Source organism: Streptomyces sp. NPDC026062 (assembly GCF_055568375.1).
In genome coordinates, this window is record NZ_JBVHOQ010000019.1 from 146,178 (window position 1) to 163,470 (window position 17,293).

General features: G+C 69.2%; 11 protein-coding genes. 5 read left to right on the forward strand and 6 right to left on the reverse strand.

The features are described 5' to 3' along the window. Positions 1-94: 94 nt before the first annotated feature. Positions 95-3,052 (reverse strand): SARP-family global regulator AfsR, encoded by a 2,958-nt coding sequence (afsR, locus tag ACZ4LX_RS19490; RefSeq protein ID WP_467646129.1) that lies wholly within the window; start codon positions 3,050-3,052, stop codon positions 95-97. A gap of 233 nt (positions 3,053-3,285) precedes the next feature. On the opposite strand from afsR, the gene ACZ4LX_RS19495 reads away from it, so the two are divergent. After that, positions 3,286-4,518: an amidohydrolase family protein gene (locus ACZ4LX_RS19495; RefSeq protein WP_467646132.1), complete on the forward strand. Its 1,233-nt coding sequence runs from the start codon at positions 3,286-3,288 to the stop codon at positions 4,516-4,518. A 177-nt stretch (positions 4,519-4,695) separates the two neighbouring features. Here ACZ4LX_RS19495 and ACZ4LX_RS19500 read toward each other — a convergent pair whose 3' ends face one another. Next, the gene (locus ACZ4LX_RS19500) at positions 4,696-5,523 is read right to left on the reverse strand and encodes a MerR family transcriptional regulator (RefSeq protein WP_467646136.1); all 828 of its coding nucleotides are present in this window, start codon (positions 5,521-5,523) and stop codon (positions 4,696-4,698) included. 125 nt (positions 5,524-5,648) lie between these two features. On the opposite strand from ACZ4LX_RS19500, the gene ACZ4LX_RS19505 reads away from it, so the two are divergent. Together ACZ4LX_RS19505 and ACZ4LX_RS19510 are read left to right on the forward strand one after the other, a co-directional pair. Beyond that, positions 5,649-6,278, forward strand: coding sequence for an RNA polymerase sigma factor (locus ACZ4LX_RS19505; protein ID WP_467646140.1), 630 nt, complete (start codon positions 5,649-5,651; stop codon positions 6,276-6,278). After that, on the forward strand, positions 6,275-7,300 hold the full coding sequence (locus ACZ4LX_RS19510) for a CU044_5270 family protein (RefSeq protein ID WP_467646144.1): 1,026 nt from the start codon (positions 6,275-6,277) through the stop codon (positions 7,298-7,300). The genes ACZ4LX_RS19505 and ACZ4LX_RS19510 overlap by 4 nt, the downstream gene beginning before the upstream one ends. Before the next feature lie 246 nt (positions 7,301-7,546). On the opposite strand, the gene ACZ4LX_RS19515 is transcribed toward ACZ4LX_RS19510, so the two are convergent. Continuing rightward, positions 7,547-7,750, reverse strand: a complete 204-nt coding sequence (locus ACZ4LX_RS19515; RefSeq protein ID WP_003967102.1) for a cold-shock protein — start codon at positions 7,748-7,750, stop codon at positions 7,547-7,549. A gap of 354 nt (positions 7,751-8,104) precedes the next feature. Between ACZ4LX_RS19515 and ACZ4LX_RS19520 the strand changes: the two genes are divergently transcribed. After that, positions 8,105-8,983, forward strand: coding sequence for a menaquinone biosynthetic enzyme MqnA/MqnD family protein (locus tag ACZ4LX_RS19520; protein WP_467646148.1), 879 nt, complete (start codon positions 8,105-8,107; stop codon positions 8,981-8,983). 776 nt (positions 8,984-9,759) lie between these two features. Next, complete coding sequence (locus ACZ4LX_RS19525) at positions 9,760-10,044, forward strand: WXG100 family type VII secretion target (RefSeq protein ID WP_467646151.1); 285 nt, start codon at positions 9,760-9,762, stop codon at positions 10,042-10,044. Between the two features lie 110 nt (positions 10,045-10,154). Here ACZ4LX_RS19525 and ACZ4LX_RS19530 read toward each other — a convergent pair whose 3' ends face one another. The 3 genes from ACZ4LX_RS19530 to ACZ4LX_RS19540 all read right to left on the reverse strand — a co-directional run bounded on the left by ACZ4LX_RS19530 (position 10,155) and on the right by ACZ4LX_RS19540 (position 16,603). Beyond that, positions 10,155-14,834 carry an FtsK/SpoIIIE domain-containing protein gene (locus ACZ4LX_RS19530; protein WP_467721237.1) on the reverse strand — a complete coding sequence of 1,560 codons (4,680 nt, stop codon included), beginning with the start codon at positions 14,832-14,834 and terminating at the stop codon, positions 10,155-10,157. A 264-nt stretch (positions 14,835-15,098) separates the two neighbouring features. Then, positions 15,099-15,365, reverse strand: coding sequence for a WXG100 family type VII secretion target (locus tag ACZ4LX_RS19535; protein ID WP_467646157.1), 267 nt, complete (start codon positions 15,363-15,365; stop codon positions 15,099-15,101). Positions 15,366-16,018: 653 nt separating this feature from the next. After that, complete coding sequence (locus ACZ4LX_RS19540) at positions 16,019-16,603, reverse strand: hypothetical protein (protein WP_467646162.1); 585 nt, start codon at positions 16,601-16,603, stop codon at positions 16,019-16,021. Positions 16,604-17,293 lie beyond the last annotated feature (690 nt).

The window sequence follows — 17,293 nt, forward strand, 5'->3', positions numbered from 1 at the left end:
GCCTGCCCCCCGACGCGACGGATTGATGGGGATAAGACTGACGAGTGGCGATAAACGTTCGATGAACGCCGCCGGATCGGCGGCGGAAGCCGCCTCAGGCAGCGGCTGCGAGGGCCAGGAGCTCGCGGACCTCGTCCGCCTCGACGGCCCCGGTCTGCTCGTAGATGGACAGGGCTTCGTGCCAGCACACGCGTGCGCGGTCGATCTGGCCGAGTTGCCGGAGGGCGCGTCCCAGCGTGGTCAGGACGTTGCCGCGCATCCATTCGCCCCCGATGACACGCAGGGCCAGGGCCTGTTCCGCGTGCTGGGCCGCGAGTGCCGGTTCCTGGGCCGCCAAGTGCGCCTCGGCGATGCGGAAGTGGGTGGAGCCCTCCCAGAGGCGCTGGCGGTTGCCCTGGAACACGCGTAGCGCCTCCGCCAGTTGGCCGAGCGCGTCGGCGGACCGGCCGGCCCGGGTGAGCGCGATACCGAGTGCGAAACGGCCGTTGGCCGTGCGCAGGCTCAGCCCCATGCCGTCGAAGATGGCCGTTCCCTGCTGGGCGAGTTCAACGGCGCTCCTGGTGCGGCCCATGTCCACATGGATCCGGGAGAGGTTGCACAGCGCGGCCGCCTCACCCACCAGGTTCTCGTCCGAGCGGTAGTTGTCTATGGCCTCCTGGAGGAACTTCTCGCCGTCCGCGTGCCGCCCCTGGTAGAACGCGATGATGCCGCGGTCGTTCGGAGCCCAGCAGGCGGGGATCGGGTCGCCGGATTCCCTGGCGAGCTCCATCGCGTGCCCGGCCTCCTCGTCCGCCAGCGTGAACCGGCCGGACACGAGATACACCGTGGACAACGAGGCCAGGGCCCGTGCCTCCGAGCGGGAGTCGCCCGCCGCCCGTGCGGCGTCACGCAGGGCGATGCCGGTCGTCTCGTACTGACGGGAGTTCGCCCCCGACTCGGCCAGGTCCTTGGCCGCGCAGAGCAGGTCCACGGCGCGGCGGAGCATCCCGCTCGAAGCGCTCTGATGCGCGCAGGCGAGCAGGGCGTTGGCCTCGCCGTAGAGCCAGTCCACGGCCGCGTGTCCGTCGCCGAATTCGAGGCCCGGATGATCGGGGGCCACGAGATGGACGACCGCCCGGTCGCCGGGCCGCTCCAGCGCGTAGACCCTCGCCGCCGTCGCCAGATAGAAGTCCAGCAGCCGCGACAGCGCCCGCCCCTTCTCCTCCGGAGCCCGCTCGTCCCGGTCCGCGCACGAACGCGCGTACAGGCGCACCAGGTCGTGGTACCGGTAGCGGCCCGGCGCGGCGGACTCCACGAGGGAGGTGTCGACCAGGGCCTCCAGCAGGTCCTCCGCCGCGTGGGTGTCCAGATTCAGCAGGGCCGCCGCCGCGGCCAGGGAGATGTCCGGGCCGTCCGCGAGGCCCAGGAGACGGAAGGCGCGGGCCTGGGCCGGTTCCAGCTGGCCGTAGCCGAGTTCGAAGGTGGCCTTCACCGCGAGGTCGCCCGCCTGGAGCTCGTCCAGCCGGCGGCGTTCGTCCGCGAGCTTCGCGGCCAGGACCGAGACCGTCCAGGTGCGGCGGGCCGCCAGGCGGGAGGCCGCGATACGGATGGCGAGGGGCAGGAAGCCACAGGCGGCCACCACGTCGAGGGCGGCCTCGCGCTCGGAGCTGACGCGTTCCTCGCCCGCGATACGGGTGAAGAGCTGGAGCGCCTCCTCGGGCGACATCACGTCGAGGTCGACCAGGTGCGCGCCCGCCAGGTCGACCATCCGGACCCGGCTGGTGACCAGGGCCGCGCAGCCCGCGGTGCCGGGGAGCAGGGGGCGGATCTGGGCGGCGTCGTGGGCGTTGTCCAGGAGGACCAGGATGCGGCGGCCGTCGAGCATCGAGCGGTAGAGCGCGGCGCGTTCGTCCAGGGAGTCGGGGACCGCCGAGTCGGGCGTGCCCAGGGCGCGCAGGAACGCGCCGAGCACCGTCTCCGGCTCGGCGGCACGGGCGCCCGCGCCCTGGAGGTCGATGTAGAGCTGGCCGTCCGGGAAGTGCGGGCGTGCCTGGTGGGCGACGTGCACGGCGAGGGTCGTCTTGCCGACACCGCCGATGCCCGCGAGGGCGGACACGGCCATGACCGAACCCTCCGCGGTGGCGAGGCGGTTGCCCAGTTCCCGTACGAACGAGACACGGCCCGTGAAGTCGGGCACCGTGGCCGGAAGCTGCGCGGGGCGGACCGGTGCTGCGGCCGGGGCGGGTTCGTCGGCCGGGCGGGCCAGATCCTCGTCCGCCTGGAGGATCCGCTGCTGGAGCGAGGCGAGTTCGGGGCGCGGGTCGACGCCCAGCTCCTCCGCGAGCAGCCGTCGGGTGTCGGCGTAGACGGCGAGCGCCTCGGCCTGCCGGCCGCTGCGGTACAGGGCCACCATCAGCAGTTCGCGCAGCCGCTCACGCAGCGGGTGCGCGGCGGTGAGCGCGGTCAGTTCGGAGACCGCCTCCGCGTGGCAGCCGACCTCCAGGTCCAGGTCGAGACGGGTCTCGGTGAGCTGGAGCCGCCACTCCTCCAGCCGGGTGCGCTGGTACTCCGCGTACGGTCCGGGCACGGAGGCCAGGGCCTCGCCGTCCCAGAGACCCAGCGCGTCGTTCAGCAGTTCCCGCGCCCGGCCCCGGTCGCCCGAGACCCGCGCCTTCTCGGCGTCTGCCGCCTGCTCCTGGGCCACCGACAGATCGAGCGCCTGTGGCCCTATCCGCATCGCGTACCCGCCGGAGTCGCTCGCCAGGGTCAGCGGTCCCAGCGCCTTGCGGAGCCGGGACGCGTAGGTACGTACCGCGGCCAGGGCCTGGGACGGCGGGTCCTCGCCCCAGATGGCGTCGATGAGCTCGGCGGCCGTCGCGGTGCGCCCGCCTCTGAGCAGCAGGGCCGTCAGCAGGGCGCGTTGCTGCGGCGATCCGGACGGCAGCGACTCGTCGCCCCGCCGCGCCCGCACGGGGCCGAGCAGGGAAAAGTACAGCCCGGCGTCGCCCGCCGGCCGCTGCTCCGGGGTGCGTTGCTCCGGAACGCGTCCCCGTGGCCCGTCGTCACGGCCCATTGCCGCCTCCTGTCCTGCTCTGTGCGCTGCCCGGCACGGTCACGCTTGTCCGGATCCAGCCGGGGCTATCCGGATTGCTCCATACCGTTGGTATCGCCGTCAACAGTCTGCCTTGTGAAAGGGGGGCGCGTCAGCAGTGGGTGACTCTCTGCACAAGCCCTCGACAACGATTGTGGAACGAGGCATCGCGGGGACAGCTGACGGTTCGTCAGATTGACGCTACCGTGGTACGCATGGAGACCTTCCCGAAGATCATCTCGGTGGACGACCACACGGTGGAGCCCGCTCATGTCTGGCGGGACCGGCTCCCGTCCAAGTACGCGGACTCCGGGCCGCGCATCGTCCGGGCGCCGCTCAAGGAAATGACGTTCATGGGCGGAAAGTTCGCGCCCGTGATGGGTGCGAAGGGGGATGACGGGCCGATCGGTGACTGGTGGGTGTACGAGGACCTGCACCGCCCGCTCACCCGGCTCGACACCGCCGTCGGCTACGACCGGGACGAGATCAAGCTCGAAGTCATCACTTACGAGCAGATGCGCCCCGGTTCGTTCTCGGTGCCCGACCGGCTCGCCGACATGGACGTCAACCACGTCCAGTCCGCGCTCTGCTTCCCGACCTTCCCGCGCTTCTGCGGCCAGACCTTCACCGAGGCGAAGGACCGCGAACTCGGGCTGCTGGGAGTGCGCGCGTACAACGACTGGATGGTCGAGGAGTGGTGCGGGCCGCAGGCGCACGGCCGGCTCATCCCGCTCACCCTCGTCCCGCTCTGGGACGCCCGGCTGGCCGCCGACGAGGTCCGGCGCAACGCCGCGCGCGGAGTGCGCGCCGTGGCGTTCTCCGAGATACCTCCCCATCTCGGGCTGCCGTCCATTCATACGGACGACTGGGATCCGTTCCTCCAGGCCTGCGACGAGACGGGGACGGTGATCGCCATGCACATCGGCTCGTCCTCGAAGATGCCGTCGACCTCGCCCGACGCCCCGCCGGCGGTCGGCTCCACCATCACCTTCGCCAACTGCTGCTTCTCGATGGTCGACTGGCTGATGAGCGGCAAGTTCGAGCGCTTCCCGAACCTGCGGATCATGTACGCGGAGGGCCAGATCGGCTGGATCCCGTACATCCTGGAACGCGCCGACGTGGTCTGGGAGGAGAACCGGGGCTGGGGCGGGGTGGCCGACAAGGTCCACCGGCCGCCGTCGGAGCTCTTCACCGAGCATGTCCACGGCTGCTTCTTCGACGACGCCTTCGGACTGAAGAACCTGGACGCGATCGGAGTGGGAAACGTCCTGTACGAGACGGACTACCCGCACTCCGACTCGACCTGGCCCAAGTCCCGCGAGGTCGGCGAGGCGCAGATGGGCCACCTGGACGCCGATGTCGTGGACCGCATCGTGCGCCGCAACGCGATCGACCTGCTCGGGCTGACCGCCGACGGCCTGTGGGCGGGGCCCGGCACGGGGGCGTGAACGGGGGAGGGGGCGGGGGTTCTGGCCCCGGGTCCGACGGACCCGACGTCGCCCCTCGCCCCGCCCGCTCCTGCCCCTGCCCGCTCCTGCCCCCGCCCGCCCCTGCCCCTGCCCGCTCCTGCCCCGCCCCGGTGGTCGTCAGGCCCGGTGGTCAGGCCCGGGTGTCGGGCTTGCTTGTCAGGCCCGGGTCACCGGCTCCTGGAGTTCGGTCACCCACTTCGCCCGGTCCTCGGGGCACTCCAGACTGATCTCGCGGGCGTACCCCGTCGAGCGGTAGCCGCCCGCCTCGATCCCCCGGGCCAGGGTCTGGGCCGTCGGCAGGATCCCGTCCATCGAGCCCCGGTGCACGATGGTCGCCGCCTCGAACGGGGGCAGCTCGACCACCGTGACCCCGGTGTCACCCAGTGGTCCCACCGGGGCGGAGACCGTCACCCCGGCGTGGACGACGATCGCGCCGCCACCCTCCGGGGCGTCCTCGTACCGGGCGATCCCCGGGCCTGAGGGGCGCACCCCCGCCTCGTCCAGCAGCGGGAGCAGCCGCTCGTACAGCGGGCTGATCACCGGCGTGATGTCCTGCGGCTCGTAGCTGCCGGCCACACCGGTCAGTTCCGCGACCCGCACCGCCGGAACGCTCTTGATCACGACATCGTCCATGGACATGTGTCCCTCGCTCTCGATCGACCGGAGCCTCGCCTCGACCTGGGCCAGCCCGGCGGCCGCCGCCGCCATCGCCGCCTCCAGCTCCACCCGCCGCAGCCGCAGCATCCCCCGCAGCTCCTCGGGACCCAGCTCCTCGTCGAGGACGGCCCGCACCTGCTGGAGCGTGAAGCCGAGGTCCTTGAGGGCGATGATCCGGTTGAGCCGGGCGAGCTGGGCGGCACCGTAGTAGCGGTAGCCGGTGGCCGGGTCGGTACGGTCGGGGTGCAGCAGCCCGACGGCGTCGTAGTGACGCAGCATCCGGGCCGACACCCGCCCGTACCTGGCGAAGTCTCCGATGGTGAACATGATGTCTCCCAGTGCAAGGCCTCACACGGCGTCAAGGTCAAGCATCGCAGTGGCCGGACCCGGGTGTGATGCCGGTCACTGGAACCCCTGGGCCGCTGCGGACAGGACCTGATGTGGAGCATTCCTTGAGAGCCCGGATACGGGCAGGTGACCCGGACGCGTTCGGCGGCCTCTTCGACGACTACGCCCAGACGGTCTTCCGGTACGCGGCCCGCTCGACCGGTGACTGGGCCGGTGCGGAGGACGTCGTGTCGCTGACCTTCCTGGAGGCGTGGCGGCTGCGCGGGACCCTGCGGGAGTCGGACGAGGAGCTGAAGCCCTGGCTGCTCGGCATCGCGACCAACGTCCTGCGCAACACCCGCCGCGCCGCCCGCAGACACGACGCGGCACTGACCCGGATGCCGGTCGGACCCGCCGTGCCGGACTTCGCCGACGAGCTGGTGGGCCGCATCCATGACGCGGAACAGCTCGCCGCCGCGCAGGCCGCGCTGGGACGGCTGAGGCCGAAGGAGCGGGAGGTGTTCCTGCTCTGCGTCTGGGACGGCCTGGGGTACCAGGAGGCCGCACGGGCGCTCGGCGTCCCGGTCGGCACCGTCCGCTCGCGGCTCTCCCGGGCCCGCAAGCGGCTGAAGGACCTCACCGATGACGAAATCAAGAAAATCGCAAGAAACATGGAACTACCCGGATCAGTCGGACAGTACCTGGGTGACCGCGCCACTGCGGTCCGGTCGAACGAGAGGGAGGGAAACCGATGAGTGCCGATGCCAAGAAGGTTGCGGGGGAGCTGCGGGCGCGACTGCCCGAGCCGCACGGACCGGTCCTGCCGGACGACCGTCAACGGCAGCTCAGGGAGCACTTGATGAACGAGATCAACCAGGTCCAGGCAGAGAAGTCGCCGCAGTCCGTGCGCCCGCGCCGCCACCGCGCCTGGTACGCCGTGCCCGTCGGTATGGTCGCCGCCGGAGCGCTCGCCTTCACCTTCCTGGCCGGTCCCGGACAGGGCGGCGGCGACACCGGGTACCACCTCAGCGCGGCCCCCGTGGTCAAGGTCGAGGTCGCCTCCGCGGACGGCGTCGGAGCACTGATGGAGAACGTCGCCCAGCACGCCGCGCAGGGCCCCGCGACCCGGGTGGGCAAGAACCAGTTCGTCTACGTGCGCTCGCACTACTCCAACATGCAGGCCGAGGCCGGCGACCCGCTCAAGCTGAAGACGTACATCCGCGAGACGTGGACGTCCCAGAACCCCGCGGAGGTCCAGAGCCGGCTCCGGCAGCCGGGCGACGACATCATCTGGTCGGCGCCGCGCGCCGGGGACAAGGGGCAGCTGGAGGACCTGCAGAACCAGACCTACGCCGCGCTCCAGGCGCTGCCCACCGACCCGGACGCGCTGCTGAAGAAGCTCCGTGCGGACGCCGCGTACTCCGGCACGTCCGACCAGTGGCTCTTCGAGTACGTGGGCGGCCTGATCCGCGAGAACATCCTGCCGCCGGAGACGGGCGCCGCGATTTACCGGGCCGCGGCGAAGATCCCCGGTGTCGTCATGGTGGAGAAGGCCCAGGACGGCGACGGCCGGCCCGGTGTGGCGCTGGCCCGTACGGACGAGAAGACGCACGAGCGCACGGAGCTGGTCTTCGACACGAACAGCTACGACTACCTGGGTCTGCGCGCCTACCTGGTCCAGGACACCGAGCTGGGCAGGAAGGGCACCGTCACCGAGCTCCAGGCCGTACTCGACCGAGGCGTCGTGGACAGCCGCGACGAGACGCTCGGGAAGTAGTAGAGGAGCGGAAGCGGTAGACAGCCGAAGCTGCGGGGCTTCTGCCGGACACCGGCAGAAGCCCCGCAGCTTCGGCTGTTCTCCTGTTTCTCCCGTTCTCCCGTTCGCCGGCTTCGTGGACCGGAGCCGCGCTCTTCGGCAAAGACAGGACGTCCGCAAAGGCAGGAGCCCCGCTCCTCCGCCGAGGCGGAGGAGCGGGGCTCCTTGGGTACTGCGTTACCGGCCGCGATCGGCCGACCCGGGCAACTAGGCCGGGGTGACGTTCTCAGCCTGCGGACCCTTGGGTCCCTGAGTGACGTCGAAGTTCACGACCTGGTTCTCCTCGAGGGAGCGGAACCCGGACGCGTTGATCGCGGAATAGTGGACGAAGACATCCGGGCCGCCGCCGTCCTGGGCGATGAAGCCGAAGCCCTTTTCAGCGTTGAACCACTTGACGGTTCCGGTAGCCATAAGCCCTCCTTGGGCCAAAGGGTTGCCCTGCTCCAGAACCTGCAAAGAAGTCTGAAAACTACAAAAGCCTGCGGGTTACATGCTCCGCAGGCTCTGTACTGCAAGGGAAACCAAACTGCAACTTGGCGTTGAGCCTAGCACGCAGCATGTGCGGAAGGGTAGAGGGAAAGATCACTTCACCCGGATGTTTGATTGCCGTGCGGATGCGCGCCCCGAGAGGGCCTTCCTGGCGTCTCCCGGAGCCTTCCCGAGAGCCTTCGGTCTGCCCATTCGGAGCCCCCCGGAAGAGGGGCCCGCGCGACGGCGCGCGCCCCCGGTGGGTCCGTCGTCCGGCCACGGGTCTAGCCTCGCGATGTGGACAATTCAACCGTCTCAACCGTCGCAGGCGACGACCGTCGCAGCCGGCCGCGCGTCGGCCACATCCAGTTCCTGAACTGCCTTCCCCTCTACTGGGGGCTCGCACGGACCGGGACCCTGCTCGACCTGGAGCTCTCGAAGGACACCCCGGAGAAGCTCAGTGAGCAGCTCGTCAGGGGCGATCTGGACATCGGCCCGATCACCCTCGTGGAGTTCCTGCGCAACGCCGACGACCTGGTCGCCTTCCCCGACATCGCGGTCGGCTGCGACGGGCCCGTCATGTCGTGCGTGATCGTTTCGCAGCGGCCCCTGGAAGACCTCGACCGGGCCCGGGTGGCGCTCGGCTCGACCTCCCGCACCTCCGTACGCCTCGCGCAGCTGCTGCTCGCCGAGCGGTTCGGTGTCACCCCCGACTACTACACCTGCCCGCCCGACCTCGGGCTGATGATGCAGGAGGCGGACGCCGCCGTCCTCATCGGTGACGCCGCGCTGCGCGCCAACCTGCATGACGCCCCCCGGCTCGGGCTCCAGGTCCACGACCTGGGCGCGATGTGGAAGGAGTGGACGGGGCTGCCGTTCGTCTTCGCCGTCTGGGCCGCGCGCAAGGACTACCTGGCGGCCGAGCCCACCGCCGTGCAGAAGGTGCACGAGGCGTTCCTGGCCTCGCGGGACGTGTCCCTGGAGGAGGTCACCAAGGTCGCGGAGCAGGCCGCGCGCTGGGAGGCCTTCGACGCGGAGGTCCTGGAGCGCTACTTCACGACGCTCGACTTCCGCTTCGGGCCGGATCAGCTGGCGGGCGTCAAGGAGTTCGCGCGCCGGACCGGTCCGACGACGGGCTTCCCGGCGGATGTGGACGTCGAGCTTCTCGGCGGCTGAGGCACGGCAGTGGCCGGCCCGCGTGTACGGGCCGGCCTGTGGTACGGGGTGGGTGCGGCCCGGTGCGGGACGGGACCGGCCCGACGGGCCTCTGGCGCTGCGCGCCGTCCCTGCGCGCCGTCCCTGCGCGCCGTCCCTGCGCGCCCCGTCCTTGCGCGCCCCGTCCCTGCCCCCTGTGGGCCTCCTCGGTGTTGTTCCCCCGGGAGGTGAAAGCGGGAATTGGCCCGGACCTGAAACCGATCAGTTCCGCGCCGCGCGCCGGAATTCTCCATTGGCCCGGAATGTCACTTCCTTCGCAATGGCGCCTGTCGTCCGGAATGGGAAGGGGCATCGCCGTGAAGGCAAGGCCTTTCTCTCCGCTTTCTCTCCGTGGTCGCGAACTGAAGTCCGCCCGAGTTCCGGTCCGGAACGTTCCGATCCGAGTTCCGGTCCGGAGTTTGCGATCCGTACGTGAAGCTGTCTTCGTATCCGTATCCATTCGGGCGTCCTCGGGCGGTCGATTGCGGCAGGTTGCGCGGAGAGGCCGGAATGCCGGCGGCCACTTAAGGGGTTGCTTAAATGCCGCTTCTTGTTATCAATCGGTTGCTTGGTTGCAAAACGGACCACGCATCCTGCGGGGGCTGGGGTGTGAGCGTGGGCCCGCGGAGGTGGCTCGCGGACGCGGTCGGCCGGCGGCTCCTCCGACTGGCCGGTCTTCTCCCGGGCGTTGTGTGCGATGCGGTAGCGTCCCCTGAAACAGCTGAAGTTGTTTGCGAATGCGACACGGGGAGTCTCACGTGGCTGGTGGGCCCGGCGGTATCGACCGCGGTGCGAGTCTGACGGAGCTCAAGGCTCTGTACGAGGCGTTTCAGAAGAAGGAGGGGGAGGTTCGCGACCTCATCACCCTTCTGGACGGCAAGTCCAGGAACAGCCACGACTACTGGAAGGGCCCTGGCGCCGACCGGTTCCGTGACGACTGGACCAGCTTCAAGCCGCACCTCGAAAAGCTCGCCAACTCCCTCGGCGACGGCCACAAGTCCGCAAAGAGCAGCCACGACCGGATCGACGAGGCAACCAGGTAACAGCCTCCGGACGGTGTGATGCCGGGGCGGCCCGATCGGGCCGCCACCGTACCGGCCGTTCGAGACCGTTCCTACTGTTCGAGGCCGTTTCCTGCCGTTCGGGACCGTTCCTACCGTTCGAGCAGCGCCTGTACCGGCATCACCTGGCCGTCGCGGATGAGCAGTCCACGTCCGGTGGGTCCGCTGCCGGGGCTGGGCAGCCGCATGTTGAACAGCTCGCCGTCCGACGCGCTCCGAGGCGAGAGGATCAGGCCCTGGCCCGACCGCCGGACCTCCACACCGAACCCCCGGTACTGCGAGCCGAGCGTGTCCGTGGCACCGGCGGCGATGATGCCGATCCCGCCGTCCCGTCCGGCCTGCGCGACCTCCTCCAGGGCGGTGTCGAGCGCGGAGTCGTAGAGCATCTCGGCGTCGTCGACCACGACCGCGTACGTACCGTTCGTCCGGCCGGTCAGCGCGGCGAGATCCCTTGCCGAGCTCTCCGAGTCGAGTACGCCGAGGACGCCCGGCCCGCTCTCCAGCGTACGGAGCGGAGAGCGCCGGGGAGTCACGAGGATCAGGGGCACCCGCTGGCCGAGCAGGGTGCGCGCGGCTACGAGCAGAGTGGTGGACCGGCCCGACTTGGGGGGACCCGCGACCAGGAAGCCGGGGCCGGACTCTTCCAAGTCGACTCCGATGGGCGCCAGTTCGTCGCCGCCCACGCAGAACAGCGCCCAGAGCGGTGACGGGGGAGTGAACGTGGGATCGAGCGCCCTGGCTTCCGCGGCGGTGAACCGCATGGGCAGTTCGTCCACCCGGAGCGGACGCAGGCCCCGGGGCGGAACGCCGTGCACCCGCAGCGCCTCATCGCCGATGTCCCGCAGGGCCGCCACCTGTGCTTGTCCGGCCGGATCGGGGGTCAGGAGCGCGATCTGGCTCTCCTGGACCCCGTGCCCGGTCATGCGCAGGGCCCGGCCGGGCGGCATGCTCCTGGGCGTCTCCCGGGCGGACAGGCCCGCCAGCGCGTAGTCGCCGCTGTCGCTCATCCGCAGGATGAGCTTGTCGCCGAACGACGGCGAGACCTGGCCACTGAACCCGCTCCGGTCCGCGGTCATGACGACCTTCACCCCCACGGCCGCGCCCTCCCGGAAGATCTTGATGATCAGCTCGATGAGCCGGCCGTAGTCGATGCCCTCCAGCGCCGAGGTGTACCCCTCCCAGCCGTCCAGCAGGAGCACCATCCAGGGCAGCCGGTCCTCCGGGGCCGCCGACGCGCGCTGCTCGGCGGCGCTCGAAAGCCCTTCCACGGCCAGGAGTTGCTGGCGGCGCGAGATCTCGTCGGTCAGCCGGCCGAGCAGCCGTCGCACCCGGTCGGGCTGGTCACGGGTGACCACCGCCCCGCAGTGCGGAAGCCTCGTCAGCGGCAGCAGCGCGTTGGCTCCGCAGTCGATGCCGTAGAGGTGCACGTCCCTCGGCGACGTGGTGGCGACCAGCGAACCGGCGAGGGTACGCAGCGCGGTGGAACGGCCCGACCGCGCACCGCCGATCAGCATCATGTGCTCGCCATGGACGAGATCCAGTGTGAGTGCGGCGCGTCCCTGCTCCGAGGGAAGGTCGGTGAGACCCATCCGGATCGGGGCGACCTCGTCGTAGGCCTCCGGTGGAGCGTCGGCCTTCGGCGGAGCGTCGGCCTTCGGCGGAGCGTCGGCCTTCGGCGGAGCGCAGGCCTCCGGCAGGTCGGCGACCGTCAACAGCTCGGGCAGCGGCGGGAGCCAGGGGCTCGGCCGGGTGCCGAATCCCATCAGCTCCGCACCGTCGCGTACCGCGTCGACCAGCAGACCGAGGTCGGTGACCATCGTCCCGTCGTCCTCGCCCCCGGCGGCGCGGGAGGACGGGCGGCCGAAGGTCCTCCAGTCCATTGGGGCCGTGATCGCCTTCGGGCGGTCCGTACCGGTACTCGGGCGCCGGCCGCCGATACGGGCCGACTGGACGGCCACGAGCGACTGCGCGCCTGAACGGACATACGCCCGGCCCGGCGTGGACTTCGCGATGGCCCCGGCGTCGGGCGCCTCGATGACATCCGTGGACTCCGCGCTGTCCGCCACCCGCAGTGCGATGCGCAGGTTGGTGTTGGCCCGGATCTCCTGGCTGACGACACCCGCCGGACGCTGCGTCGCCAGAATGAGGTGCACTCCGAGGGAGCGGCCTCGCCTGGCGATATCGACCAGGCCCGCGATGAATTCGGGCAGCTCGGCGACGAGCGAGGCGAACTCGTCGATGACCAGGACGAGCCGGGCCATCGGCTCCCGTTCGGGGCGGTTCCTGCGGGTGTCGTTGTAGTCCTCGATGTCCTTGGTGCCCGTCTCGAAGAGAATCCCCTCGCGTCGCTTGAGCTCCGCGGCCAGGGAGGCGAGGGCCCGCTCGGTCAGGTGCGCGTCGAGGTCGCTCACCATGCCGACGGTGTGCGGAAGGCGGGCGCAGTCCATGAACGCGCTGCCGCCCTTGTAGTCGATCAGGACGAAGTTCAGCTCATCGGGCCGGTTGGCGACGGCCAGCGACGCGATGATCGTCTGGAGCAGCTCGGACTTGCCGGCACCGGTCGTACCCGCCACCAGGGCGTGGGGGCCGTCGCGCCTGATGTCGAGCAGGAACGCGCCGTCCGCCGCGATACCGATCGGCACCTCGGTCGTCGACCCACCACGCGTCCAGACCCCGGCGACATCCGCACCCGTCGGGTCGGGCATTCCGAGCAGCGACAGCAGACGCGCAGCGGTGGGCAGCGCCGCGTCGGCGTCGTCCTGGCTCACGTCCCGTACCGGTGCCAGCGAACGTGCGACGAGTTCGCACCAGGCCGTCGACACCTGATCCGCCAGTACGTTGCCCAGGGCCTCAAGTCCTGCGCCGCTGATGCCCACATGGTGCGGGGCGTCGGGCCGCTCGCTGAGGGCTGCCCCGCACTCCTCGGGCAGCAGCCGCTCGTTCTCCTCGACACAGAGGGCGAACATGCCGAAAAGCGGCCCCTCCTTGAGGAGTTGAGGCATCCCGGGGATGCGCCGCAACAGACGCGCCCCGTCCAGGACGATCAGGGTGTACGGATCGGGGCTCAGCCGTCCCGCCGAGCCGAACCCCTGGGATGCGGCCTTCCTGCGCTCCAGTTCCGCCAGCAGCTCCTGGACCCGGCGCCCCACGGCCTCGGGGTCGGAGCCGACCAGCGCAAGACAGGTCTGGCCCGTCCGGGGGGTGGTGTGGGGCAGCCAGTGCACCCAGGTCCAGACGTTCCGGGCATCCGGTGACGAAGAGAGCACGACGAGTGAGAGATCCCGGGGACTGTGCAGGATCGCGGCCTGCGCGACCAGCCAGTTCGCGACACCGAGGGCGGGCCCGCGGTCCCCCGCGACACCGACGACGCCCAGTTCGGCGAGCGGCAGCACGGCGGGGACGTCCGCGAGGACGGGCGGCAGCGCCGACTGGTCGAGGGCACCGCCGTCGGCCGGGCGCAGTTCGACGTCCGAGGGGAGAGCGGCGAGACCGGCCCGGAGCTGTAGCGCGTCGGGATCGACGATCCGGCGCTCCCAGAGCCGTCGACGCGGGCCGGTGGCCCACAGGAGCAGCTCCGCCGGATCCGGATGGGCCTCCCGGCGTTCGCGCTGCTCCTCCTTGCCGAGTTCGGCCAGCTTCGTCGCGTGACCGGCACTGTCCGCCCTGTACTGCTTCACCGCCCGCTTGTGCCGCTTGCGTTCGTGACGGGCCTCGCCGGCCCAGTAGCCGATCATCATCAGCGGGCTCATGGCGCAGAAGAACAGCGTGTAGAGCTGCTTGGTCATGACGTACATGCCGACGCCGAAGAAGGCCGGAATCATCGAGGCAAGCAACTGGAGGCGCGGTCCCTCGCCCTTCACGGGCTCGACCGGGACGATGAGCCGGGGGCGCCGTCGCGGGGGCGACAGTCTCGGCGGACGGTTGTAGGCGTGGCCGCCGTCCTCCGTGGGGGCCAAGTGGGCGTCCGGCTGCTGCGGTTCCCGCAGTCCGATGACGGAGTCACCGATGCGGACGACCGCGCCCACGGGCCAGTCGCAGTCCTCGGTCACCATTTCGTCGCCGAGGGAGGTGGAGACGCCTTCTTGGGGATGGAGCGTGACGGCCCCGTCCAGACCGACCGAGAGTTCGAGGGCGAGCGGGGGCAGCGAGCGGTCGGCGACGGGAAGGGTGCACGCGGGACCGGTGCCGATGGTCGATCTGCCGGCCTGGACGCGGGCGACATGCCCGGAACCCGGCCCGCCGCTGACATGGAGTTCGTACCGCCCGGTGGGCTCCCCGGCCCGCATGAACGGCCCGATGGTCTCGTCCGTGGTGACGCGGACACCGTCGCGGAGGACGGACCGGGCGGGCAGATCCGGCGCGCACCAATGGCCGTCGACCCAGATCCCGTGCGCGATCCCGGCCTCGCGGGGCGCCGGTAGCCGGCCGCCCCAATCGGACTGAAGAGGCACGACGCCCTGGGCCGGCGCCTGCCGGCCCCCCGCCTGCCCGACTTCTGCCTGCCTGTGTCCCGCTTGCCTGTACCCGGCTTGCCCGACCTCCGCGGGCTCGTGACTGGTGTGCCTGCGCCCCGCTCCCTCGCACCCGGCGGGCCCGTGCCCCGCTTGCCCGTGCCCGGCGGGCCCGGCGTGCCCGTACCCGGCCCCGGACGCACGCTCGTCGCTATCGGCCAGGCAGGCTGCCACATCGGCTGCGGTCGCCTCGTCCTCCAGGGTGACCAGGTGGTCCTGGGGGGCAACTCCTTCCCGCACGACCGTCACCAGGACTCGCATGGACTACTTCCTCCCGGCCCGCGGTCGGACCGCCGGTTCATGGATGGGGCGTTTGTGGATGTATGACCGGGGCAGCACGTTCATGGATGATGCATGGACTTCTGACAAGGCTCAGGGCCATTCATGTGGACGGTTGATGAGGGACGTTCATGAGGGACGTGCATGAGGGACGTGCATGAGGGATGTGCATGAGGGACGTGCATGAGGGATGTGCATGAGGGACGTGCATGAGGGATGTGCATGAGGGATGTGCATGAGGGACGTTCATGAGACCGGCAGCTTCTGTCGGGCGTCCTTGGCCGACTGCTCGCACGTACGGGCCTCTTCGCGAAGTGCCTCCGCCACCGTGTCGCACTTCGCCCGCCAGGACTTCAACTCACCGCGTGTGCGGTCGGCGTGGGGCCCCTTCCACGTCTTCATGGTGGTCGTGGCGTAGGTGTGCGGGGCGTCGACGATGCTCGCGACGTGGTCGGCGAGACTGCGGAGCCGGCTTGCGCGTCTGGTGAGCTCCTGGACTTCCGCGTCTGTCATTTTCTCAATCTCTCCGATTGATTCGGTTGCGACCGCACTGTTCTGTTCCGTAGCCCTCTTTTGGAACGCGTGTTCCGAAAGCCATGCTTCGGAAGCCGTGTTTCGGAACGCGGGTCTATGGAAGCCTTATTGGCCTACTTGAGCCGAAGGCGGTCACACTGCTCCATCGAATGCCGGGTTCGCCGGATGCACTACTCCGACCCGACGCCCGAGTCGTTTGTTCGAGGGGTGATGATCCGGTTGACCGCTGTAGTCGCCGCGCCGAAAGATTTCAGATCGAACGTGTCGACCTCCTCGAAGACGACAGCCAGCGCCAGATCGACCCCATCCACGTCACCGGACGCGGCCCCGAAGCTGCTGAGGAATTACTGCTCGAACTATGAGCATGGCCATCTGACCCAGGCCGTCTGTGTTGACGTTCCGCATAGTGCTCCCCAGGTGATGCCTTACGGTGACGGTCGCTTGGGTGTGGCCTTCCTCGGTGGGGAGCGGGTTGGCGATTTGACGCTTCGGCGGCTCTGTTTCAGCTTCTCCCCGGCTGGTTCAGTTGCCGGTTCGGCGCCCGGCCATTCAGTCTCCGTAGTGGGCTTCATCGGTGCCTGGCAGGTTGTAGAGCCGGTTGCGAGGTGCGTCGGGCGAGGTTTATCCGAGTGCTACTCGGATGGAGTCTCCGACGGCAACTTCTTCAGGCGCCGTGAGAGTGCGGTCAGGGCTGCCCCGGTCGATGTCAAGTCCGACGTATCCACTTGCTCAAATACGATAGCCAAGGCCAGGTCCACTTCGTCGGCATCGCCAGTGACGGTGATGTGGCTGGATACGCCTTTCCCGGTGGTGTTTTTTCTGTGCGAGCAAATGATGGACAATCCTGGGCGCCGCAGGCTGCCATGCGCTGTGAATCCGCTGGCTGTGTACTCGTAGGCTCTGCCCCGGTAGGTGAGATGCAGGATGCGACCTTTCTTGCGGAGCCATTGCGTACCGATTCCGAGCTCAACGGGAGCGGCGTTGACGCTGAGGTGGGCGTCTTCGAGGGTCGGACGTGCAACACCGCAGGCAGTAGCACGATAGGTCGCGTTTGCGACCCGTGCTCCAGTCACGTGCACAGTGCAGCAGCCGTCACTCTTCCGCATGGAGATCTTCTGTACCGTGACAGTCACTTCGCCGAAATGGCCTGCGATTCCCGTTCGGCCGATCTCGTTCTTGGTGAAAAATGGTTTCAATTCGAACTCGAAGTAATCCATGGATGCCCACCTTTCGCAACTTCCTCAGAACCAGTTCATGGGATTGGCCTTTTTGGCCAGACTCTTGGCGCCATAGGAAATTCCGTACTTTACGTTCGACGCTTTGTTCGCAGCCCAGTCGGCTGCTGCTCCTACTCCGTTTCTGATCTCTTCCGAGTGCTCTATGACTTTGGCGCTGCCATAGACCAAACCGGTTCCAAGTGCCAGGCCGTGTGACAGGTGTAGGGGCGATCATGGCCAAGGTCATGGATGCGTTAAATCCGGCCTCTGCCACATCCGCCACATATTCGACGCCTTTCTCCTCGAAGGCCTTGTGTGGATTTCCCAGTGCACCAAGGTTGGCGAAGCCGATACCTGCTGCAAGGGCGCTACCACCAATTCCGACGTATCTGAAGAATCCCCCGGCAGCGCTTGCTGTCTTGAGTCCGAAGAGTAGTGGCGAAGCCGACTCCCCGATACTGATCGAATTCTTCGCGACCTGAAAGCTGTGGGCGTTATTGAATACTCGCAAAAGATTAGCCTGGCCAGAACGTGCAACTGTTTGTCCGGTGTGTGTAAGCCCGCCGAACGCCCTTGCCAGATGATCGTTTCCAACTATTGATCAGAAACTCATTGGGTTCACTCGTCGAGGACGTATCGGACGTGCGGGGCTTTGAAGTAGCCGGTGACGATGTGGGGCTGGCGCTGTCG